Annotated in this window: 20 protein-coding genes; 9 read left to right on the top strand and 11 right to left on the bottom strand. The window is 64.3% G+C overall.

The features are described from left to right. Positions 1 to 141: 141 nt before the first annotated feature. Positions 142 to 1,032 carry an IclR family transcriptional regulator gene (locus tag ACN22W_RS26890; RefSeq protein ID WP_129516657.1) on the top strand — a complete coding sequence of 297 codons (891 nt, stop codon included), beginning with the start codon at positions 142 to 144 and terminating at the stop codon, positions 1,030 to 1,032. Positions 1,033 to 1,326: 294 nt separating this feature from the next. On the opposite strand, the gene ACN22W_RS26885 is transcribed toward ACN22W_RS26890, so the two are convergent. Next, positions 1,327 to 2,379, bottom strand: coding sequence for an RNA-guided endonuclease InsQ/TnpB family protein (locus tag ACN22W_RS26885; RefSeq protein WP_419687789.1), 1,053 nt, complete (start codon positions 2,377 to 2,379; stop codon positions 1,327 to 1,329). 89 nt (positions 2,380 to 2,468) lie between these two features. Between ACN22W_RS26885 and ACN22W_RS26880 the strand changes: the two genes are divergently transcribed. The 3 genes from ACN22W_RS26880 (at position 2,469) to ACN22W_RS26870 (ending at position 5,723) form a co-directional block, all read left to right on the top strand. Beyond that, positions 2,469 to 2,672, top strand: a complete 204-nt coding sequence (locus ACN22W_RS26880; protein ID WP_419687788.1) for a DUF3311 domain-containing protein — start codon at positions 2,469 to 2,471, stop codon at positions 2,670 to 2,672. Beyond that, positions 2,669 to 4,147, top strand: a complete 1,479-nt coding sequence (locus tag ACN22W_RS26875; protein WP_343490614.1) for a sodium:solute symporter — start codon at positions 2,669 to 2,671, stop codon at positions 4,145 to 4,147. Before ACN22W_RS26880 ends, ACN22W_RS26875 begins: the two co-directional genes overlap by 4 nt. Before the next feature lie 103 nt (positions 4,148 to 4,250). Then, a complete protein-coding gene (locus tag ACN22W_RS26870) occupies positions 4,251 to 5,723 on the top strand; it encodes an amidohydrolase family protein (protein ID WP_419687786.1) in 1,473 nt (490 codons plus the stop codon). A gap of 91 nt (positions 5,724 to 5,814) precedes the next feature. Here the strand turns inward: ACN22W_RS26870 and ACN22W_RS26865 are convergent, their stop codons facing one another. Beyond that, complete coding sequence (locus tag ACN22W_RS26865; protein ID WP_419687784.1) at positions 5,815 to 6,558, bottom strand: SDR family oxidoreductase; 744 nt, start codon at positions 6,556 to 6,558, stop codon at positions 5,815 to 5,817. A gap of 18 nt (positions 6,559 to 6,576) precedes the next feature. Here ACN22W_RS26865 and ACN22W_RS26860 point away from each other — a divergent pair, with 18 nt between their 5' ends. Continuing rightward, positions 6,577 to 7,599: an AraC family transcriptional regulator N-terminal domain-containing protein gene (locus tag ACN22W_RS26860; RefSeq protein WP_419687782.1), complete on the top strand. Its 1,023-nt coding sequence runs from the start codon at positions 6,577 to 6,579 to the stop codon at positions 7,597 to 7,599. A gap of 75 nt (positions 7,600 to 7,674) precedes the next feature. Continuing rightward, a complete protein-coding gene (locus ACN22W_RS26855; RefSeq protein WP_129516664.1) occupies positions 7,675 to 8,058 on the top strand; it encodes a hypothetical protein in 384 nt (127 codons plus the stop codon). Between the two features lie 163 nt (positions 8,059 to 8,221). Here the strand turns inward: ACN22W_RS26855 and ACN22W_RS26850 are convergent, their stop codons facing one another. The 4 genes from ACN22W_RS26850 to ACN22W_RS26835 form a co-directional block, all read right to left on the bottom strand. Then, positions 8,222 to 8,680, bottom strand: coding sequence for a hypothetical protein (locus tag ACN22W_RS26850; protein ID WP_419687780.1), 459 nt, complete (start codon positions 8,678 to 8,680; stop codon positions 8,222 to 8,224). A gap of 186 nt (positions 8,681 to 8,866) precedes the next feature. After that, complete coding sequence (locus ACN22W_RS26845) at positions 8,867 to 9,715, bottom strand: MBL fold metallo-hydrolase (RefSeq protein WP_419687778.1); 849 nt, start codon at positions 9,713 to 9,715, stop codon at positions 8,867 to 8,869. Between the two features lie 18 nt (positions 9,716 to 9,733). Further along, entirely contained in the window at positions 9,734 to 10,060 is a 327-nt protein-coding gene (locus ACN22W_RS26840; RefSeq protein ID WP_419687776.1) for a hypothetical protein, read from the bottom strand. 7 nt (positions 10,061 to 10,067) lie between these two features. Continuing rightward, positions 10,068 to 10,613: a sugar ABC transporter gene (locus ACN22W_RS26835; RefSeq protein ID WP_419687774.1), complete on the bottom strand. Its 546-nt coding sequence runs from the start codon at positions 10,611 to 10,613 to the stop codon at positions 10,068 to 10,070. A 166-nt stretch (positions 10,614 to 10,779) separates the two neighbouring features. Between ACN22W_RS26835 and ACN22W_RS26830 the strand changes: the two genes are divergently transcribed. The 3 genes from ACN22W_RS26830 to ACN22W_RS26820 all read left to right on the top strand — a co-directional run bounded on the left by ACN22W_RS26830 (position 10,780) and on the right by ACN22W_RS26820 (position 13,811). After that, entirely contained in the window at positions 10,780 to 11,673 is an 894-nt protein-coding gene (locus ACN22W_RS26830; protein ID WP_419687773.1) for a LysR substrate-binding domain-containing protein, read from the top strand. A gap of 106 nt (positions 11,674 to 11,779) precedes the next feature. Beyond that, positions 11,780 to 12,655, top strand: coding sequence for a hypothetical protein (locus tag ACN22W_RS26825; protein WP_419687771.1), 876 nt, complete (start codon positions 11,780 to 11,782; stop codon positions 12,653 to 12,655). 208 nt (positions 12,656 to 12,863) lie between these two features. Continuing rightward, on the top strand, positions 12,864 to 13,811 hold the full coding sequence (locus ACN22W_RS26820; protein WP_419689838.1) for a GlxA family transcriptional regulator: 948 nt from the start codon (positions 12,864 to 12,866) through the stop codon (positions 13,809 to 13,811). A 110-nt stretch (positions 13,812 to 13,921) separates the two neighbouring features. Here ACN22W_RS26820 and ACN22W_RS26815 read toward each other — a convergent pair whose 3' ends face one another. The 5 genes from ACN22W_RS26815 to ACN22W_RS26795 all read right to left on the bottom strand — a co-directional run bounded on the left by ACN22W_RS26815 (position 13,922) and on the right by ACN22W_RS26795 (position 18,731). Continuing rightward, positions 13,922 to 14,386 carry a YybH family protein gene (locus ACN22W_RS26815; protein ID WP_419689837.1) on the bottom strand — a complete coding sequence of 155 codons (465 nt, stop codon included), beginning with the start codon at positions 14,384 to 14,386 and terminating at the stop codon, positions 13,922 to 13,924. A gap of 133 nt (positions 14,387 to 14,519) precedes the next feature. Beyond that, positions 14,520 to 15,374, bottom strand: a complete 855-nt coding sequence (locus ACN22W_RS26810) for a DJ-1/PfpI family protein (RefSeq protein WP_419687769.1) — start codon at positions 15,372 to 15,374, stop codon at positions 14,520 to 14,522. Between the two features lie 153 nt (positions 15,375 to 15,527). After that, on the bottom strand, positions 15,528 to 16,274 hold the full coding sequence (locus ACN22W_RS26805) for an SDR family oxidoreductase (RefSeq protein ID WP_419687767.1): 747 nt from the start codon (positions 16,272 to 16,274) through the stop codon (positions 15,528 to 15,530). A 314-nt stretch (positions 16,275 to 16,588) separates the two neighbouring features. Beyond that, on the bottom strand, positions 16,589 to 17,359 hold the full coding sequence (locus tag ACN22W_RS26800) for an ABC transporter substrate-binding protein (RefSeq protein WP_096475021.1): 771 nt from the start codon (positions 17,357 to 17,359) through the stop codon (positions 16,589 to 16,591). Positions 17,360 to 17,501: 142 nt separating this feature from the next. Beyond that, a complete protein-coding gene (locus ACN22W_RS26795; RefSeq protein ID WP_419687764.1) occupies positions 17,502 to 18,731 on the bottom strand; it encodes a cyanate transporter in 1,230 nt (409 codons plus the stop codon). Between the last annotated feature and the right edge of the window lie 176 nt (positions 18,732 to 18,907).

The following is an 18,907-nucleotide window of genomic DNA, read 5'->3' as shown; positions in this document are numbered from 1 at the left end:
ATCGTTCCGTTGAATGAAGGGCGACCGGACCGTGAAATGCACGCGTCAATCCCGTGCACACCCGGATGCCCGGCGAATTTCGGCCGGACGACAATGGCGGCTGACGTATTCCGTTCAATGAAATTGTCGAGGAGAGCCGGCATGCAGGAACCCCTTTCGTCCGGAATGCGCGGCACGCCCGCCGCGCACGCATCCGGCGCCGACGAGGACGCCGATCCGGCCGGCGCGCCGGGCACCGGCATGCTGCAGCGCGCGTTCGCGATCCTGCGCGCGCTGGCCGGCATGCAGCAGGACGGCGTGCGCGTCACGCACCTCGCGAAGGCCGTCGGCCTCACGCAGGGCACCGCGCACCGGATCCTGCAGTCGCTGATCGCCGAAGGGATGGTCGAGCAGGACGAACAGTCGAAGCTGTACCGGCTGAGCGTCGATTTCTTCGCGCTCGCCGCGCTGGCCGGCAACCCGAGCAGCATGCGCACGCTGTGCCGCCCCGCGCTGCTGCGGCTGTGCGCGAGCCTCGGCGAAACCATCTTCCTGCTCGTGAAGAGCGGTTTCGACGCGGTGTGTCTCGACCTGTGCGAAGGGCCGTTCCCGATCCGCTCGTTCACCGGCGATATCGGCGGGCGCATCGCGCTCGGCGTCGGGCAGGGCAGCCTCGCGATCCTCGCGTTCCTGCCCGAAGCCGAACGCGAGGAAGTGATCCGCTTCAACGTGCCGCGCATTCGCGGTTACGGCGTGCTCGACGAGGTGTACCTGCGCACCGAGATCGAACGCGTGCGGCAGCTCGGTTACGCGGGCCGCAACAGCGGCGTGCTCGACGGCATGGCCGGCGTCGCGGTGCCGATTCTCGATCGCACCGGTTATCCGGTCGGCGCGCTGAGTGTCGGCACGCTCGCGTCGCGGCTCGGCGACGACCGGATGCCGATGGTCGTCGAACTGCTGCGGCGCCAGGCCGACGCGATCGGGCCGCGCACCAACCCGTTCGACGCCGCGCTGCGCCGGCCGATGCATGGGCTCTCGGGGAAAACCGCATAGGCGCGGCGCGCGCGCCATTCCGTCAGCTTGCTTACGCGCGCCATTCACGTCTGAGCAAATCGGGCCCCGTCCAGCGGGCTTGTTCACTTTCGTTTGTCTTGCGGGGTCGCATAGGCCCCGCGCGTGTCCTCTCCATTCGATTTTCAACTGCCGGCCAGTTGAACATTTCATTTCTTGATGCGATTGCGGCTGGATACCATCCAGCGACTGTCTAGACAACTCGATGCAACGCGATCGGGATGCATGGGCAGGACCAACAAAACACAACACGACATCATTGACGTCCTCCGGTACCTAATGGCGAAGGATTCCCACAACTGGCGATGCACGTCCGCATCGGAGAATGTTCAACGCAGCGTTGGTATCTCGATCATGCACGACACCACAGCCACTGCATTTCCACTCTCTTATTCGCAGTCCCGCGATACCTTTCGGCCGCGTCGTGCTGTCTTTCGACCCGCACGCCGAACAGGACTGGGTAGAACCGCTTTCGTCCACTTCCTCGAACGTGGCTCCGTGCGCCATCGCTTTGTAACGGAGCTTGTTTCGGAAGGACGACCAGGATGCGTCGTAGACACTTTTCGCCATCCTGGTCCTGGCGAGTTTCACGGCCGACACGTTGCCGACGGCGATGTAATCGAAGCGTCGCACCAGATTGAGCGCGAGCTTGTGCTGGAAATCGGCGCGGGCATTCGCCACCTTGGCGTGCAGCTTCGCGATATGCCGCTTGTGCTTGCGTGCACGCTGGGCTTTCGCCAGCTTTTCCGCCGCACGCCGGCCGAACCGATCGTGAGGCACCTTCTCGCCAGTCGAAAGTGTGGCGAAGTCTTTCAGGCCGAGATCGATGCCGACGCCGGAACGGATCGAGCGCGCCTGAACATCGGGTATCTCGATCGCGATATTGAGAAACCAATTGCCGCGCGCATCCTGCGCGAAGTTGGTTCCATCCTTGATCTTGCCTTCGGGAAGCGGGCGGCTGCTGAACACGCGGAAAGTGTTGCCAGCGAAGCGAAACGCGTCACCCTCGCGCTTCAGGTCGCGGCCCTTCAGCGGCACCCAGCCGAGCGATTTCCTGCCGCGATAGCGCAGGTAAGGCCGTCGATACTGGTTGCGCGACTTCGCGTATTGCTCGCACGTTGCGTTGATCGTGCCGGAATGAATACCGAGTTCCTTGCTGGTGCCGGTCGTCAGCATGTTGAGGTCGAATCCCGTCGGCCACTTCTTGCGCCACTTGAGCGCGTGCCTCTGCGTGTCGTTGCAGAAGTTCCAGACGTAGTTCACCGCACGGCTCTGTTTGTTAAGCAGTCCATTGAGCGACTTCACCCGGTAGCGGTAGACAAGGATCATGCCGGCCATCCTACCCGGTGGCAGAAGCTGCCCGTCAAGTGCACACCTTTCCTCCCCGCCATCAATGGCGGGATTTCTCGGAGCATCTGATGAAATTCAAACTGTTGCTGGCGTCGTTGCCGTTCGTCGGGATGTATACGGGCGGCTCGATCGCCGAGGCGCGGCCGCTGTTGTTCGGGCTGCCGTTCCTGCTCGTCTGGAACCTGATCTGGATGGCGGCGACCGCCGCGATCCTGTTCCATCTCGACGAGCGCGACGCGGCCCGCGACGGCCGCACGGGAGACGCGCAATGAACGCTTCGATCATCATCATCGCGGCGTTCGCCGTGTTCGCGCTCGCGATCGGCGTGATGGCGCGCCGCGGCCGCAAGCTCACGCTCGAACAGTGGGCGGTCGGCGGGCGCGGCTTCGGTTCGCTGCTCACGTTCCTGCTGATGGCCGGCGAGGCGTTCTCGACGTTCTCGTTCCTCGGCGCGAGCGGCTGGACCTACAGCAAGGGCGTGCCGGCGTTCTACATCCTGTCGTACGGCTGCCTCGCGTTCGTGATCGGCTACTGGATGCTGCCGGCGGTCTGGCGCTACGCGAAGGAGCGCGGGCTCGTGTCGTTCGCCGATTATTTCGCGGCGAAGTACGACAGCCGCGCGATCGGCGTGCTGGTGTCGATCGTCGCGGTGTTCGCGATGGTGTCGCTGCTGATGATCCAGCTGCGCGGGCTCGGCGTGATCGTGTCGGAGATGTCGTACGGGCTGATTCCGCAGGCCGCCGCAATCTGGATCGCCGCGACGCTGATGGCCGTCTACATGGTCGTGTCGGGCATCCACGGGTCGGCGAGCATCGCGATCTTCAAGGACGTGCTGATCCTCGCGATCGCGATCTTCCTCGGCCTGTACCTGCCGATGCATTATTACGGCGGCCTGGGCGAGATGTTCGCGAAGATCGACGCCGCGCATCCCGAACTGCTGCGCATGCCCGAGCATGGTTTCAACCTGAGCTGGTACAACTCGACGATCCTGCTCACGTCGCTCGGTTATTACCTGTATCCGCATGGTTTCACCGCGATCTACGTCGCGAAGGACGAGCGCGCGCTACGCCGCAACGTGATCCTGATGCCGCTGTACCAGGTGCTGATCGCGTTCCTGTTCCTCGTCGGCTTCGCGGCCGTGATGACCGTGCACGGGCTCGAAGGCGCGCAGACCGATCTCGCGCTGCTGCGGCTCGTGAAGCAGACCTTCCCCGCATGGTTCGTCGGCATCGTCGGCGGCACGGGCTTGCTGACCGCGCTGGTGCCGGGCTCGCTGATCATGTTGAACGCGTCGACGACGATCGCGCGCAACATCTACCGTGAAGGCTTCGCACCGAACGCGACCGACCGCGAAGTGACGCGCGTCGCGCGGATCGCGCTGCCGATCTTCACGCTGGTGGTTGTCTACTTCGTGCTGCGCGGTGGCGCGACCTTCGTCACGCTCGCGATCTTCTCGTCGAGCCTGCTCACGCAGCTCGTGCCGATGCTCGCGTCGAGCTTCCTGAAGCGGCCGTTCGGCACGCGTGAAGGTGCGTTCGCGGGCATCGTCGCCGGTGCGATCGTGATCGCGATGACGAACTACTACGGCGTGACGCTCGCGTCGCTGTTCCCCGGCGCGTCGAACACGCTGACGTCGATCAACCCCGGGCTCGTCGCGCTCGCGGTGAACGCGGTGGTGTTCATCGCGATCAGCGCGGTGCAGCGCAAGCTGAAGGCCCGTGTCGCGGCGCCGGTCGGCTCTGCGTGACAGCGGTTTCGTCATGACGATAGCGAGCCGCCGGGCACTCAACCGACGGCATTTCCGTTCGACGGCGTCATGACCCTCCCGAACCACAACAGGACAATACGCGATGACTACCGAGGTAAAACGAGAGGACCCGCGCGAAGCGATCGACATCCTGATCGCGAACGGCTGCGTGATCACGATGGACCCGCAGCGGCGCGTGATCGACAACGGTGCGGTTGCCGTGAAGGGCGATCGCATCGTCGCCGTGGGCGGCACCGATGAACTGCAGGCGCGCTATCGCGCCGCGCGCACGATCGATGCGCGCCGCAAGGCCGTGCTGCCGGGGCTGATCGACGCGCATGCGCACGCGGGCCACGCGATGCTGCGTACGATCGGCGGCGCGGACGGCGATGCGTGGTCGGCCGCGGCCGAGACGATCTACACGCGTGCATCGGACGAGGCGTTCTGGGAAACCGAATCGCATCTCGCCGCGCTCGAACGGCTGAAGGCCGGCGTGACGACGGGCGTGTCGCTGCTCGGCGGCGGCAACTCGATCATGCGCGTCGATGATCCGGTGTACGCGCGGCGCCATTGCGACGCGGTCGTGCGTACCGGCACGCGCTCGATCGTCGCGGTCGGCCCGTCGCGTCCGCCCGCGCCGCGTGCGTACACGCGCCACACGCCGGACGGCAGCGACACGCGCGACATCGATTTCGACACGATGTACGACGTGTGCGAGGACATCATCGACGCATGCCACGGCGACGCCGACGGCCGGATCCGGATCGCGCTCACGCTGCCCGTGTACGGCCCCGAGCACGATCCGGAGCTCGCGCAGTATGAGCGTGACTTCCGCGATCAGGCCGCGCGCTACGGCGCGTTGGCGCGCGAGCGCGGGCTGACGTTCACGCAGGACGGCCACCGCGCCGGCGCGCTCGCGTTCGCGCATCGCGAGCTCGGGCTGCTCGGCCCGACGTCGTTCATGTCGCACAGCATCGACCTGACCGACGACGACATCGCCGCCTGCGTGGAGACGGGCACCGCGATCGTCCACAATCCGAGCGCGATCATGTCGATCATCGGGCGCTGCCCGGTGCCCGAGCTGATCGACGCGGGCGTGACGGTGGCGATCGCGTCGGACGGCGCGGCGCCCGATCGCGGCTACGACATGTTCCGTCATATGTGGCAGTGCATGCATTACCACCGCCGGCATTTCCGCGACCCGGACGTGCTGCCGCACGGCAAGGTGCTGGAAATGGTGACGATCGACGCGGCGAAGGCGCTGTCGATCGATCACGAAGTCGGTTCGCTCGAAGCCGGCAAGTTCGCCGACGTCATCCTCGTCGACCTGTTCCGGCCGCACATGATGCCGATGAACATGCCCGTGTATCGCGTCACGTGTTTCGCGAACGCGGCCGACGTGTGCATGACGATGGTCGGCGGGCGCGTGCTGATGGAAGATCGGAAGGTGCTGTCGGTCGACGAGAACGCGATTCTCGAGCGGGTGAACGAAGTCGCGGAGCGCGTGATTGAACGCAGCGGCTTGCGTCATCTGCTCGACGAGCCGGCGACGCTGTGGGGGCGCAGTCACTATTGAGCGACGGCGGCGCTGACGGCGGTTCGCGTGGCGCAATCGCGGCAAGGCCAGCCCCGATCGGGGCTGGCCTTTTTCGATTCCGGGTCTTTCGTTAACCCGTGATCGTCGCAGTCGGACGCACGACAATCTCGTTCACATCGACGTCCGCGGGTTGGGCGATCGCATACGCGATGGCCGCTGCGATCGCGTCCGGTTCGAGCGCGATACTGCGGTACGTCGCCATCGCGTCCGCGGCGACCGGGTCCGTGATGGTGTCGGCCAGCTCCGACGTGACGACGCCCGGACAAATGCTCGTGACGCGCAGCTTGTCGTTCTCCTGCCGCAGGCCATCGGAGATCGCGCGCACCGCATACTTCGTCGCGCAATAGACGGCGGCGGTCGGCGACACCCGCAACCCGCCGATCGACGACACGTTGATGATCTGGCCGAAACCCTGGCGATTCATCACCGGCAGCACGGCCGCGATACCGTACAGCACGCCCTTGATGTTGACGTCGACCATGCGGTCCCATTCGTCGACTTTCAGCGACGCCATCAGCGACAGCGGCATGACGCCTGCGTTGTTGACGATGACGTCGATACGTCCGTACTCGGCGAGCGCGGCTTCGACGAAGGCGACGCTGTCGTCGCGACGCGTCACGTCGAGCGCGCGCCACGCTGCGGTGCCGCCATTGGCACGAATGTCGCCGGCGAGGGTAGCGAGACGTTCGGTGCGACGCGCGCCGAGCATGAGCCGGGCGCCACGGGCACCCAGATAGCGGGCCGTGGCGTCACCGATGCCGCTGCTCGCGCCCGTGATCAGGACCACTTTCTGTTCGATGTTGTGGCTGGACATATCCGTTCCTCGGTTCAGGTGAAGAACCGACAGCATCGCGCGGAAGGGGCGGCGGCCGATATACCGCGAGTCCGCATTTCTTGCACGATTCTCCGAAAATGCAGCGGCTGCGATGCGGGCCGGGATCGGGTATGCGACACTCGTACCATGGAAAAAATCACTGACCTCGCGGCGCTGATCGCGCGCCATGCGCCTGCGGACGGCGCGGTCGACACAGCAATTGAGGGTCTGGGCCTGCTGCGCTCGTCGGCCACGACGGAACCCGTGCATACGCTCTACGAGCCGTCCTGCTGCATCGTCGCGCAAGGGCGCAAGCGTGCGGTGGTCGGTGGCCGCGCGTATCAGTACGATCCGTCGAACTACCTGATCGTCGGCCTGGATTTGCCGGTGATCGGTGCGGTGATCGAGGCCAGCGCGGACAAGCCGTATCTCAGCGTGCGACTGCCGCTGAACCGTCAGGCGCTCGCCGACATGCTCATGCACGATTCAGTGAAGCCCGATCGCGGCGCGGAGCGTGCTTCACCCGCGATCGCGGTGGAAGCGGCGACGCCGCACCTGATCGATGCGGCAACGCGGCTGCTGCATCTGCTCGACACACCGGACGACGTGCCCGCGCTCGCGCCGCTGATCGAGCGCGAGATTCTTTATCGCCTGTTGCGCGGGCCGCATGCGAGCATGTTGCATCAGATTGCGTATCAGACCGGCCGTATCAGCCGGATTCAGCGAGCGATCGTGTTCATTCGCCAGCACTTCACCGAAGATTTCGCCATCGACGAACTCGCCGCGCTCGCGGACATGAGCGTGTCGACGTTCCACGCGCAATTCAAGGCGGCCACGCACATGAGCCCGCTGCGTTTTCGTGCGCAGATCCGTTTGCAGGAGGCGCGCCGTCTGATGCTGGCGGAAGGGCTGGGTGCGGCGGAAGCCGGGTATCGTGTCGGTTACGAAAGCCCGTCGCAATTCAGCAGGGAGTACGGGCGGCTGTTCAACGCGCCACCCAAGCGCGACGCGGAAAAACGAAAGGCCCTGGCGCTCGCTTGACGCACGGAAACATTGCCGATGGTTGGCCGTCGGCGGACATGCTAGGATTTCCACCAAACAACTCCGGAGACTGCTATGCCGTTCATCTGCGAAAACGTTGAATGTCGTGCCGTGCTGGCTCGCGGTCAGGTCAGGTCCAGGCAGGAGGACGACGGGTGGTGCTTCTACTGCCCCGACTGCAATGCCAGAAACGAGTTGAAGGATGTCGGCGCACCCGGCGGTCCGGTCGAGCTGGTTCAGCCGGAACGATCCGATCTGCCGCACAAGGTGATCGCAACTGCCCGGCCATTGGAGGACGGCAGATACGCCGCGCAATTGCGCGTTCAGCGGGCGCTCGGCGTGAAAGGAACGTACGCGGCCGAAGAGCACTGGGAGCAGCTCGGTGTATTCCCCGACGCGCAGGAAGCCGTCGCGCATGCGAAGTCGTTCGCCACCAACCTGCTGGAACGAACAGCCTAGCCGCTTACACCGTAACGGGCGTTGCGCGGATCGATACGGGCGGCCCACGACCGTGGGTCCGCGCCACAACCGGGCGCCGTGCGGCGTGCGCAAAGGGATACCGCATCACACCGAATCTCCCGCCAGACAGGATGTGACCGGCCTGAATTCGATCCGCGTCGATTCACGCAGCACTGCCGGTCGCGAGCTTGACGAAGAGTCGGGCCGCTTCGTTTTCATTGGACAACGCGCGCAGCGCCAGGGCGAGCGCCAGCTGGGCGTCGTGCGAGGCCGCGCTGCGATCCTGGTCGAACAGCTTGACCGCGTGACGCATGTGCTGGGCGGCCTGCGTGTGAAGCTCGACAGCCGCCGCATGAAGTTTGGCCACGTCCGCGGCACTCGCGCTCGAGCCGGACGATGAAGGTGTAGTGGATGGCGAATTGGCGCCGTGCGCGCCGGCGTCGTGTGCCTGATCGATCGCATGCAACGTGTAACCATGGGCGATCATCGCCTGATGGGCGGCGTGGGCAAAGTCCTTGCCGTCCTCGAAATGCCGCGACGCCTCGCGGTGATATCGCGCGGCCTGCTCGTGGTGCGACGCCGCAGCTTCGAGATGACCTTTCTTGCTGTGCTTCGTGTTCATGCCGGCTCCCGTGCAACTTCAGGATTGACTCGGACGGCGACCGATTCGAAGACACAGCGACAGGTCGCGGCGAGGTCCTAATCTACACGCACTCGCGCGTTGTGTGGCATTTGCGTGTCGCGGCGCATTGGCATCGCGTTCGGATTCGACCAGGAGCCGCCTTCACATGCGTCGTCGGCCGGACGTTCACGCGTCGGTCTCGTAAAACAGACCGTATTCGCTCGTCGTTCGCTTGATTCGCGCGAAACCGAGTTCGCCCAGATGCATGCCGGCGATCAAAAGCCCGTCGGAACTGACCCGGTCCAACAGCCGTGAGCGCGTGGTGGCTGCCAGCGACGGGTCTTGATCGAATGCGATCGATACGTCTGGCCGTTTGATCTGGATGTGAGGGAAATGAACGACATCCCCCCACACGAGCAGGCCGCGATCGCCTGATTCGACGAGATAGCCGGTGTGCCCGTCCGTGTGTCCCGGTAGCGATATCGCGCGGATGCCGGGCAGCACTTCGCCGTCGTCGAACGTACGGAGCCTGTCGCGGTAGCCGTCGAATACCTGACGCGCCACCAGGAAGTTGCCGCGGGCCCGCTCGCTGGCACGGCTCAGATTTCCGTCGTCGTGCCAGAACTTGACCTCGCGCTGATGTGCTACGAGCGCCGCATTCGGAAAGGCCACTTGTCCGGCCGGATTCACCAGCCCGCCGACATGGTCGGGATGTGCGTGCGTGAGCAGGATCGTGTCGATCGTGGATGGCTCGATGCCGGCAAGCAACAAGTTGGTCTGCAGGCGGCCGCCCCATTGCTTGAACCCGCCGGCCCCACCGTCGATGAGAATCGTGCGGCCCGCGCCGCGTACCACGTAGCAGTTGATATGCACCGCGGCCGGCTCGTTCTGCCCGGCATCGCGCTGCATTCTGGAAGCGTCGGACGCGTCGATATTCGACAGGAAGTCGAGGCTGGCGGTGAGGTAACCGTCGCTGATCGCGGTGATCGTGAAATCGCCGGCTTGCTGACTGGGAAAGGTAACGGTGGTGGACACAATGCTTCTCCGGACCGATTAATTGCGGGCGTGAATGTTCGACGCGGCATGACCGAAACAACGGATGCGCGCGGTGAGACCGGTGCAGCGAACGATGGCGTTTTCCAGCGCCTCCATGAACCGGTCCATGACCGCGGGTGTGCGAAACGTCTCGACGCGATACTGGACTTCCGCGAAAACGGGATGGCCGTGCCCATGCCGAACCTCGACAAAGATGACGTGAACGTTCTTGAGCGCCGCTTCCAGGACACGCGTGCAGAGTTCGACGCAGTCGCCGGACAGCTCGGCCAGCCGCTCGTCCGACGGCATTTGCTCCGCAGGGATATGGATGGTGACGTTGGGCATCGCGGATCTATTGTTCCTGTTCGGTCGACACGGTGCGGACGCGGGTCAGTTGTTCCGTCATCGGCGCGTAGAGGTGGACGCCTTCGGGCACGCTCTCGGCCAATTGAGCGTTTCGCCGAGGCAGCGTGGCGAGCCAACGGCGTTCCGGGCTTTTCTCCAGCGCAACCGCGTGCATGGCCAGCGGCGTGACACCCATCCGGATCAGCGGTTCGGGGCCGCTTGCACACAGCGCGAGGCGTTCGTCCGCACCGACCGCCGGCGCAACGCCGATATCGCTGTACAGGTTTCGATGCCAGTCGGTGATGTGTTGCTGCCACCGGGCGAAATTGCCGCCGCCTTTCCGGCGATATTCGTCACCCGTCAGGATCTCGAGACCGTCGATCGTGTGGACGGCCAGGTACACCGGGCAACCGTCGCTCAACGCCTTGAAGCGCTGCGACGTGTGAAAGCCGGTAACCGAGATGAGGGCGGGCAGCTTTTCGAGGCTGTAGAAGTCGTTCCATTCGGCTTCGCTGCCGGGGTCGGCGAAGCTGCATTCCACGGTGTAGATCATCAGATTATCCTTCGGGCCGGATGAGTATTTTTCCGAGAACGACCGATGGTCGCTGCGGAAATGTAATGGTAGGCTGATGTTTTCAGCGTCGATAACGAAATAAAGTCAGCCTTCAGTGATATTTAATCAAGCTGACGTCGAGCGCATACCCACCGGCGAGACCCTCATGCGACGCAAGATTCCAAGTAATTCCGCGCTTCAGGCTTTCGAGGCCGCGGCTCGACATGGCAGCTTCGCCCGCGCGGCCGAGGAGCTGGCGCTGACCGAGGGTGCCGTCAGTCGCCAGATCGGCCGATTGGAGGCGTTTTTGGGTGTCGCGCTGTTCGAGCGCGTGGGAAATCGGGTGCGGCTCGCCCCCAACGGCATGCGATACGCGGGGCAGGTTCGCGAGATTCTGGATCGGTTGGAACGGGACAGCCTGTATCTGATGGGGCAGCCGATCGAGGGCGCGAGCATCGATATCGCCGCCATTCCAACCTTCGCCACCCGTTGGCTTATCCCGCGCCTGAAACGCTTTCAGGACAGGCATCCGAACATTACCGTGCATATCGCCGAACGGATGGAACCCTTCCTGCTTGCCGGCAGCGGTTTCGATGCGGCGATTCATTTCGAGCATCCGGCATGGGCGGGCATGCATCTGCATCACCTGCTGGAGGAGGTGCTGGTGCCCGTCTGTAGTCCGGCGCTTCTCGAAGGCGCCGGTGCGAACGTATCGCTGGATGAACTGCCGCGGCTGCATCGGCGACAAAATCCGGACGCGTGGCAGCTTTATGCACAGGAGTCCGGCATCGCGTTGACCAATTCGGCGGTCGGCGCGCGTTACGATCTGCATTCCATGCTGATCGAAGCGGCGCTGGCCGGTTTGGGTGTGGCGCTGGTGCCGCGTCTTTACATCGAGACCGAGCTTGAACAAGGCCGTCTGGTTGCGCCCTGGCCGGACGGCAAGTCGATTGCCAAACACTTCTGCCTGGTTCTTCCCGAGCCGATCGAATTGAGCGAAGGGCCGCTACAGGCGTTTGCGAAATGGATGCTTCATGAAGCTCGGGGGGTGGCGGTTTGAAGCGATGTCTGGCGGTCATCGACAATGGAAGTCGGCGAGATACGTTGGCCCGACAAAGTCTGCACGCAACTGATTGGAAGATAGGCATCCGAGGAATACACAAGCCATGTTGATCAACAGGCAGGAGCAGTGCGAAGAAGAATCATCGTCGGGGCAGCGATATCCAGGCGAAAGGAAAAGCAGGAAACGCCACTTTTACGTGCCAACGGCGTTGGCGCTCATACTCGCGTTGGTTGCAAATTGCTCGTTTGCCGAGAGTGACGTGAGCGACACGGATCAGCAGCAAGCCGCGTTGCGTACGCTGATGGGCAAGAATCCGGCACCGGCGGATAGCGTCAAGGGGCTCGCGCTGGCGCCATGGGCGCATGGGCCATCCATGTCAGGGCCGCTGTGGATAGTGGCCGCATTGGTACAGCGCCCGAACGATGACGTCGAAGCGGCATTGTGGACAGGTATCCTGACCCGCGACGAGCAGGGATTTCACCTGCTCGCGAGTGACCGAAGCGAGCGCGTCGATACGTCGCCGCTATTGTGGAACGCATCTCTTGCCATGGATCTTGTCCCGTACCGAATCAGCGACCGGGAAACGGCCTTTGGCGTCCGCTTCGACAACAACTACACATCGACCGCACATAGCGATACGACCGAGATACTGAGCTTGTATCGTTATGCAGAGGGTCGCGTGACGCCCATCTTCACCGCGCTGACTGATTGGTCGACCTATGACAAGGATGAGGCTAGCGATTGTGTGAAGAAGAAGGCCGGGAAGGGCACGAATTCGAGCGATGCCCGACAGGATGCGTGTGATGCGGAAAGCACGACGGAGGCGCACTACGTGCTGTCGTTCAGTCCTCACACGACCAATGGGTACCATGACCTGCTTGTGCGCCCCAGGGGCAAGGCCGCGTCGGGCAAGTCCGCGCGTTTTACCTGGAACAACGGTACTTATCAGCCGCGTCGATTCACCGGCGACTGGCACTGACATTCAACTGCGGGCCGGGTGAGACGGTCGTACTTTGCGGCCGCTTCCCGGCATTGCCGCCTTCTCGCATTTCCCCGAGGACATTCAACAAATATTCAGGTCGGACGACGTCCGCCATCGGCCAACTCGCAAGAAAATATCGAATGGCGCTATTCGAGGGTTATCCGTAAAATACGTCACTTCGATGGTTTTCGATCACGACATCATCATGCATCGAATTGGATTCTTCGTTTGCCGCGGCTACGATGCGCTTGACCTGGCTGGACCCCTTTCGGCCTTCAATCAGGTGGTCAGAGCCGCCGGCCATACCCCATACGATCTGCAGGTCATCTCGCAGGCCGGAGGCCCCGTGCTTGGCAATGCGGGCGTTCCGATCGAGACGAAGCCGATCGGGCGGCGCGCGTTCGACACCGTCGTATTCGTGGGCGGTGATATCGAACCGATGCAGACATCGGAGAACATCGCCGCTGCCAGGAAATTGGGCGCCAAGGCGTCGCGGGTGGCAAGCGTGTGTACGGGCGCGTTTCTGCTGGCGGAAACCGGCTTGCTGGACGGCCTGAGAGCAACGACGCACTGGCTGTACGCTGCCCAGTTGCAGTCGCGCTTCCCTCGCACCCGGGTCGAGAGCGACAGCATTTATATCGCTGATGGCCGCATATGGACGTCGGCGGGCATCGCCGCCGGAATAGACCTGGCGCTCGCGATGATTGAACGAGACATGGGCGCGGAAATCGCGCGTGCTGTCGCCAGGTATTTGGTCGTTCCATATCGCCGACCTGGAGGGCAGTCCCAGTTCTCTGCGATGTCGCAAATGGAACCGGAGTCGGATCGTATCCGCATCGCGCTGAATTTTGCCCGCGAGCATCTTGCCGAAGCGCTGCCTGTCGAGCGGCTTGCCGATGCCGCCAGATTGAGTCCGCGGCAATTCGGACGCGCATTTCGCCGGGAAACGGGTGAAACGCCCGCCAAGGCGGTCGAGCGCTTGCGCGTTGAAGCTGCGCGGCTGCGCCTGCAGAGTGGTAGCGAGCCGATCGAACAGATTGCGCTCGCGGTGGGGTTCGCCGATCCGGAGCGGATGCGAAGGGCCTTCGTCAAATTGCATGGACATCCGCCGCAATCGATCCGACGCGAAAGCAGATTGAACGGTGAGCGCTGATCGAGGGCCGATCAGCGCGTCACTTCCCGGTTCCGATGGATCAGGTCACTGCGGTTTGACCTACCGCCCGGGAGACTTTCATCGACACCGACACCGACGAGCGTCGGGTTTCAGCGGGCGTAACTGTTCCAGATGTCGCGATGCAGCTTCCAGGTGTCGCCCTGCTTCACGAAGACAAGGATCTGCTTGCCGCGATATTTGAGCTTGCCGCTCGGATCGCGGATCTCGGCATCCGACACTTCGGTCACCATCCGGTCGTTGCCGTAGAACTCGTAATTGTCGAAGGATACGGTGCCCGGCTTGGATCCCGCATATCCTTTGGTGAAATACGCGACGATCGCGCCGGGGCCGGTGACCCGGTCGCCCCCGGGCGGTAACAGTGCGCCGTCTGCCGTATAGAGGCGACCTATCGCCTCGTAATCACCTCGCGCGAAGGCGTCCGCCCATCGTGCATTTTCGGCTTTGATGGCCGCTTCGGGCGGACGCTGGGCGTCACTGGCCGTAGCAGGTGGCGCAACAGCGAAAAGGGCGATGCAGGCTGCAAGGGCAGCAACACAATGACGAGTCTGTCGCATTCGATGATTTCCGATCTTGGCTTGAATTGAAGTGGGCCGCACCGGCTTGGGCAGACGGGGCGTGCAGACCATGCCGGTTGCGGCCTTCATCGAGGCCAGCGGTGTGGCCTCGCGCACAACGCGTGGAAGCGTTTCAGCGAACACCTGGAATGCGTGCGAGTCCCCTGGATGCGCCCGGCAGTTTCTTGTCGACCATCGCAATGAGTTCCGGCCGGGCATCTCGGGGATGGCCGGAATGGAACGGCGGCGCGGGATCGTATTCGATCACGAGTTGCGTGAATTCGGCGGCCTGTTGACCGCGCAGTTTCGCGGCCGCGCGAAGGGCGAAGTCGATGCCCGCCGTTACGCCGCCGCCGCTCATGAAGCGGCCGTTGTCGTCTTCCACGAAGCGATCCGGAACGGGGATGGCGCCATATTCGGACAGCTTGTTGACGAAGGCCCAATGGCAGGCGCTGCGCTTGCCCTTGAGAATGCCCGTTGCGGCGAGCACGAGCGACCCGTTGCACACCGACGTCACATGGTCGGCGCGCTCGGCCAGACGCCGGATCTGCGCTTGATATGCCGGCTGCATCGGCGCCGTCAGATTGGATCCGCCGGGAACCAGAATCAGGCCTGCCTTCTCGATATCGGCCAGTCGTTCGGTCTTGCCATACATGACGCCGAATTCGAGCGGCACATAACCGCCATCGAGGCTCGCATAGCGAACGTTCGTGTTCGGTAGCCGGTGAAAGATCTCGCTGGGGCCGGCGAAATCGAGCAGCGTCCCGCCGGGATAGACCGCGATGACGATGTCGAGTGGATCGGTCGGCGAGAGCATCCCGTCGTTGCCCTCCTGCGCAAAAGCGGAAGTGGGGCGGCCAAGCAGGGTTCCGCCTCCCAGGATGGCGCCGAGCGTGGCGAGGCTGCCAAGCTTGAGTACATCGCGGCGGGAACGGCCCGCGCCAACCGGCCGCTGGCCGGACGCGTTGTTTTCGCTGTTGTCGGTCAAGATATTTTCTCCTTGTACATCGGCCCCGTCTGCGAGCGCAGCCAGGTCGGGCCGGAATGCCGGACCGCCACGACGAAAGGCGCGGCGGGCATGTGATTCACACGGGGAGGCGCCGGGATGTCATGCAGGGCTCCGAAATCGGAAACCGAAGCCTCAAAGTTGCGACGCGCCGCCATCGACGACCAGTTCGGTGCCGACGACGTAGGAGGATTCGTCGCTGGCGAGATAAAGCGCCGCGTACGCAATGTCCTCGGCCTTTCCCATGTGGCCCACCGGGATGGCCTTGGCGAACTCGGCCTTGCGGTCGCGAACCCATTCTTCGGACATCCCCCACTTGCTGATCAGGGGCGTGTCCATCGCGCCGGGAGCGATCGCGTTGAAGCGGATCTTGCGGTCGAGAAACTCGTAGGACCAGCTGCGGGCAAGGGATCGGACGGCCGCCTTCGCCGCCGCGGTCAGCGAGATGCCATGCTTGCCGGTCTGCGCGACGAACGATGTATTGAGGATGACTGATGAACCCTCTCGCAAGATCGGGAGCGCTGCCTGGAGCGTATACACCACGCCCTTGACGTTGATGTCCAGGATCTCGTCATAGAGCGCCTCGTCGATGTCGTTGATTGCCGACGGGAACGCCCGACCCGCATTGGCGAACACGACATCCAGCCCGCCGAACTGCTCTTTCACTTCAGCGGCGATCGCCCGCATGTCCGCGATCGAACGGACGTCGCCCTTGAGAACGAGCGCATTCTCGCCAAGCTCGGCCTTCACGCGTTCAAATACGGTATCGTCGCGACCCGTAACCGCTACGCGAGCGCCTTCGGCAATGAAGAGCCTGGCGGTTGCAAGACCGATGCCACTCGTACCACCGGTGATCAAAGCTGACTTGTTCCTGAGCCTCATCGTGTGTTCCTTTCTCTGCCTCGTGATTGACCAAGCCGACGGGTCAAAGCGCAATCATGTCGGTGCGCCTGACTCGTCTTCCAGGCCAATTATGAAAGGCGACACAGAAGGCGCAAAGGTCGTATAACCCTCAAAAAACGTCATGTGGTGGCAGGTGGTTGGCCACACGTCGGGCGGACTCACGTCCAAGCTTGATCCGCGAATGGCTGCTGCATCTTCAGATACCGCCGCCCATAAAAAAGAGGCGCCGCGCACACATGCACGACGCCCCTTCGCCTTCTCCGCCGGCCGTCACCGGCCAACTCGTCATCGCGTCAATTGTAGATATCGAACGAGAAATACTTCTTCGCGATCCGCTGGTAGGTTCCATCCTGAATCAGGCTCGCAAGCGCCTGGTTGATCTGCGTGCGCAGCGCGTCGTCGTCCTTGCGCACACCGATCGCCGAACCGACACCGAGCGTCTTCGGATCATGCAGTGCCGGCCCCGCGAATTCGAAGTTCGCCCCCTTCGCGGTCTTCAGGAAACCGAGGTCGGCCTGCACCGACGATTGCAGCGACGCGTCGAGCCGGCCCGACAGCAGGTCCTGGTACACGAGATCCTGCGTCTGGTACGTGCGGACGATCACGCCCTTCGGTTCCCAGTACGTGCGCGCGTAGGTCTCCTGCGTCGAACCCTGCTCGACGCCGACGCTCTTGCCCTGCAGCGACTCGGGCGTCGGCTGCAGGTTCGAGCCGCGCCGCGCGACGAGACGCGGCGGCACGTTGTTGATCTTGTCCGTGAACGCGATCTGCGCGAGCCGTTTCTCGGTCACGCTCATCGACGACAGCACGCCGTCGAACTTGCGCGCCTTCAACGCGGGGATCATCCCGTCGAATGCGTTCTCGACCCACACGCAGCGCACCTTCATCCGTTCGCAGATCGCGTTGCCGAGATCGATGTCGAAGCCGACGAGCTTGCCGTCGGGCGCCAGCGATTCGAACGGCGCATAACTGGGATCGACGCCGAGGCGCAGGACCGCCGGGTCTTTCGCGGCGGCGGCGCCTGCCGTCAGCGCGAGCGCGACGGCCAGAACGAGCTTTTTCATTTGTGTCTCCAATACCGATTGATTGTGTTTGTCGTGAAGCGAACAAGCGGCCGATGGGCGTGACGGCCCGCGCCCGGCCATGCGCGGGCGGCTGGACGGTCGCCGGAAGAGGTCGGCGGCCGCCCGGATCAGGAAATCGGGCTCAGTGCGCGGCGCCGGTGATGCGCACCATGCTGTGCCGGTAGCCGGCGGGCGAGAACGCGGCGTTCAGCGCGGCCATCGCCGCGATCACGGCGATGTGCATCCACCACGCGATCGCGAAGCCGCCGCCCGCGTCGCGCAGCCAGCCGATCAGCCAGGGGCTCGCCGCCACCGTCAGGAAGCCGACGCCCTGCACGAACGCGGCGAGCGCGCCCGCGAGCCGCGCGTCGCGCAGGTGGTCGAGCGTGACGATCAGGCTCATCGAGAAGAAGCCGCCGAGACCGAGACCGACGCTCGCGACCCACAGCCACGGCGCGAACGCGGGCAGCGTCGCGAACCCGACGAAGCCGGCCGCCTGCAGCGCGAGCGTGAGCCACAGCACGTTGCGCCGGTCGGGCGAACGTTTCGCGAGCATCGGCATTGCGAGCGCGCCGGTCGCCTGGAACAGCGCCATCCATGCGAACAGGTTGCCGCTCGCCTGCGGGCTCATGCCGACGCCGCGGTAGAACGCGGGCAGCCACGCGACGAGGCTCGCGTAGCCGCTGTTGCTGAGGCCGAAGAACAGCGCGAGCTGCCATGCGCGCGGAATGCGTGCGAACGCGGTGATCGAGGTCGAGGCGGCCGTCGCGTGCACGGTGTCGCGCGGCGCCTTCGCGCGCCACAGCGCGAGCGTGACGAACGCGGGCACGGCCCACACGGCGAGCGCGAGATGCCAGCCGCCGTGCACGGCGAGCCACGGGCTCGCGACCGCGCCGAATGCGCCGCCGCCGACCAGCGCGGCCGAATAGAGCCCCATCGCGAGCGGCAGCCGGTCGACGAACCAGCGTTTCGCGAGGCCCGGCACGAGCGCCTGGACCACGGCGACGCCGGCGCCCGCGACGATTGCGGTCGCGATCAGGCCCGCACTGCCGCCGGCCCACAGGCGCGCCGTGCAGCCGGCCGCGATCAGCGCCAGCGCGGCGGTCAGCGCGCGCTGCTCGCCGAAGCGCCGCGCGAGCCCGACGCCGACACCGGCCACGACTCCCATCAGCACGAACGGCAGCGTGGTCAGCAGCGCGGCCGCACGGAAGCCGAGGCCCGTGTCGGCGCGCACGACATCGAGCACGGGGCCGAACGCGGTCAGGAACGGACGCAGGTTGAGGCCGGCGAGTACCAGCAGCGCGAGCGCGCCATAGGACACGAAAGCCGCCTGCGGGCGGTGTACGGCTTGCGCGGTGCCGGGATCGGTCATCGGGGATGCTCCAGGGAAGGGCCGGTGGCCCTGTGATGCGATGCCGAAAGGGTAAGCGCGCGCTACGCCAGGTGAAAATTAAATATTCGACTGGGAATCAGTGCGGATTGCGATGGGATCGCGCGGGGCGATGGGGACGGATGGGCGCGGTCGGCGGGGCGGGCGCCGCCGCGTGG

Origin of the sequence: Burkholderia theae, from assembly GCF_048565265.1 — a bacterium.
GTDB classification, from domain to species: Bacteria; Pseudomonadota; Gammaproteobacteria; order Burkholderiales; family Burkholderiaceae; genus Burkholderia; species Burkholderia theae.
Note: the sequence above shows the minus strand (reverse complement) of the source record. Positions and strands in the feature narration are given on the sequence as shown.